This is a genomic window from uncultured Thiodictyon sp. (assembly GCA_903837595.1).
In the GTDB taxonomy this organism is placed as follows: Bacteria; Pseudomonadota; Gammaproteobacteria; order Chromatiales; family Chromatiaceae; genus Thiodictyon.
Map to the genome: position 1 here is coordinate 1 of CAILVI010000048.1, position 2,989 is coordinate 2,989.

A 2,989-nucleotide genomic window follows, 5' to 3' on the forward strand; every position below is an offset into this window, starting at 1 on the left:
GTGAGGGGGATCATCAGCCTAACTCCGAGACCTGCAAACCTTCCTGGCGGCTGGCAATCATAAGCCTCTTTTCACGATATTACAAAAACTTAGCAGCCGCCTGAAACGCAGGAAGAGCCACTAATTTTTGCGCGTATCCTGATCTGACCCGGATATGGCACCTGGTGGCAGCTTCGCTCTTGTTGGGCCTAGTAGAAGGGGTCTGACAACGACTAACGCAATGGGTCGGCCTTCGGCATGTCGGCAGCCGTCAGGTCAGACGGGTGAGGTCCGCGCTGATCGCCCACAGCCGCTGGTTGGCGGCCGGGTCTTGGGTCTGGACTGGGGCCGGGATGGGTTTACGGTGACTGTAGTAGCCGCCCGTGACGCCGGCCATCGCGGGGTCCGTGGCCAGGTAGAGCACGCCGCGTGCCGCCTGCTCCGGCGTTGGCAAGGCCCAGCCGAGTAGCAGAGCGACCGTCCGCCAGAACCACCCTTGGGCACCGTCCGTCCCGCCCAGGTTGGAGCGGAACACGCCGGGGAAACAGCAGTTGACCGTCACCCCGCTCCCGGCGAGGCGCCGCGCCAACTCAAAGGTGAAATGGAGGTTACCGAGCTTGGATTGTCCGTAGGCCTGCATCAACCGGTACGGCCGCCGCTCCCAGTTCAGATCGTGGAAGTCCATCGCCGTGTTGATGCGCGTCCCGACGTTGACGATGCGCGCGGGCGCGGCGGTACGCAGGGGCTCAAGCAGGAGGTTGGTCAGCAGGAAGGGCGCCAGGTGATTGACGGCCAGGGCCATCTCGATGCCATCCGGGCTCAGGCGCCGGGCCGGGAAGGCGGTGCCCGCATTGTTTATCAGCAGGTGTAGCCGGTCGAATCGCTCGCGTACCCGCGCTGCGAGGCCGCGGATGGCCGCTTGGGAGGCTAGGTCCGCAACGAACAGATGTACCTGCGGATTACCCGTCGCGGCCATGATCTCGTGGCGCGCGTCTTCTCCGCGCGTGGCGTCACGACAGACCATGAGCACCGTCGCGCCCTGCCCCGCCAGCGCCCCCACGACCGCCCGACCCAAGCCCGAGTTGGCACCGGTGACCAGGGCGATACGTTCGGCTAAAGGGGGCGGTTGATCATGCATCGCAGAAGCCAATTTGAGGTTGGATTGCAGTCAGTTATAAGGTAAGGCCGGGGACTTGCATCGCGCGCTCGGCCCAAAGTGGGTGCCCTCATGGTTCGGCACCGCAGGTGCTTCACTTGTGGGTATAACCCGAAAAATGGGAGGTGTCGCCATGAGCAAAGATAGATATCACAGCGTCGAATGCAAGTCCGTTGCAAAGATTGTCAGACCACTGGGGGTAACGATGACGAAAGCCGAACTGTTGGAGCTGATCGCCTAAGACGTGGGTACAGCGAAGGATGCCGACCGGGGGCGCCTGGCTCTGGTGGAGCGGGAGCCCGGCGCGTGGTGCCTGGCATACTCCGTGCCGCGGTATGCAGTTCCCAGGGAACCTGGACAGCCCCCGGCTGAGTGGGTAGCCCTCTGCTGGCTCACGGTCACCCCTGGCTGTCTGAGCCCGTTTGCTGGCCATCCCTGGACCTCGCTGCGGTCGAGGCCTTCGCGATCCGTCGGGCGGCCGCTACTGGCCCGCGGGCCGAGCTCCTGGTCGTCGTGACTGAGCAACCGCAGTAAGGCACTGCCGGTGCCAAAGTTACGGCGGAACTACCTGCTTGTGATAAGAAATTGCACGTATCCCTAGCAGACCCCAGTCCCTTCGCCAGTTCGGTCGGTTCGAGCAGATAGACGACCCGATCATACTGCAAGGTCAGGCTGTTGGAGACGGTGCGCTCCTCTTGCCAGCTCAAGATTTCCTCCAGATCGTCGCGCTCGGTCAGCGGTCGGTGCAGGTCGGTGGCGTTGGCCGGCGCCTGGGCGAACTTGGCGTTGAAGCGCTCCATGAACGCGGGCAGATAGGCATTGCCGGCCTCCAGGGTGTCGATCCCTTCCAGCCGCAACTCCTTGACCAGGCGGTCCTGGAGGGTCTTGTTCACCCGCTCGACGCGGCCCTTGGCCTGGGGGCTGTTGGCCTATAGAATGTCGATATTGAGGTCGTGCAGGACGCGCCCGAACTGGGTCAGGCCGGTCCCGCCGATCGCACCCGTGTAATTGATCCGAAACACCGAATGCTTATCGCTGTAGAAGGCCACCGGCTTGCCGTAGCGCTCCAACTAGCGCCGGGTCGAGTGGAAGTAGTCGACGGCGGATTCCGAGTCCACGAAGCGCAGCTCCATCAGGCGGCCGGTGGCATCGTCGATGTACACCAGCAGCGTGCAGACCGGGCCGCGATCCTCGAACCAATGGTGGTCCGAGCCGTCGATCTGGATCAGCTCCCCGAGACAGTCACGCCGGTACCGCGGCTGGTGGACCGCCGCGTGGCGTTGTTGGCGGCTTGCGCCAGAGCTCCGCCTACATGAGCCATTGGCGCAGCGTCTCGCGCGACAGCACGAGGCTGTGCAGCTGCGCCAGTTTCTCGGCGAGCAATGTTGGGCCGAACCCCTGGTAGCAGTCCCGCGCCAACGCGAGGACCGACGTCTTGACCGCATCCGCGTAGGCCCGATTGCTGCGTTTTCCCCGTTTCTTCGAAACCAGGGCCACGGCGCCGTCGCAACCGTAGACCGCAATCAAGCGGCGCAGATGCCGGGGCGTGATCAGGGCGGAACCGTTCTAGCCAGGATCCGCTGTTGCAAGCGATGGTTGTCCACAACCCTGGACAATGCCCGGCGGTCGGGGTATAAAGCGTCTCGGTCCCCCGCTGCCGGAGAGCGAGTGCGTGAATCTGCGCGAAGTCGTCCTGCAACCCGTCGCCGCGTCCGAGGAGGCGCGCTTCCAGGCGCTGATGGATGCCCATCACTACCTGGGCGCGCTGCCGAAGATCGGGCACACCCGGTGGTATGTCGCCAGCTGGCACGGCCAGTGGCTGGCGTTGCTGAGCTTCTCGGCGGCGGCCTGGAA

The 2,989-nt window shown here is 64.2% G+C and carries 1 protein-coding gene and 2 pseudogenes; 1 reads left to right on the forward strand and 2 read right to left on the reverse strand.

Annotation, left to right across the window (positions count from 1 at the left end; translation table 11 throughout):
• Positions 1–250: 250 nt before the first annotated feature.
• Complete coding sequence (locus QZY44_RS02725; RefSeq protein ID WP_295441900.1) at positions 251–1,117, reverse strand: SDR family NAD(P)-dependent oxidoreductase; 867 nt, start codon at positions 1,115–1,117, stop codon at positions 251–253.
• Between the two features lie 641 nt (positions 1,118–1,758).
• A pseudogene (locus QZY44_RS02730) lies at positions 1,759–2,533 on the reverse strand (ISNCY family transposase); the annotation flags it as partial.
• Positions 2,534–2,807: 274 nt separating this feature from the next.
• Here QZY44_RS02730 and QZY44_RS02735 point away from each other — a divergent pair.
• Positions 2,808–2,989, forward strand: a pseudogene (locus tag QZY44_RS02735) (hypothetical protein); the annotation flags it as partial.

Bases quoted from the DNA above. Each gene is read 5' to 3' on its own strand.
- QZY44_RS02725 (WP_295441900.1), bottom strand. From the start codon at position 1,117: ATGCATGATCAACCGCCCCCTTTAGCCGAACGTATCGCCCTGGTCACC.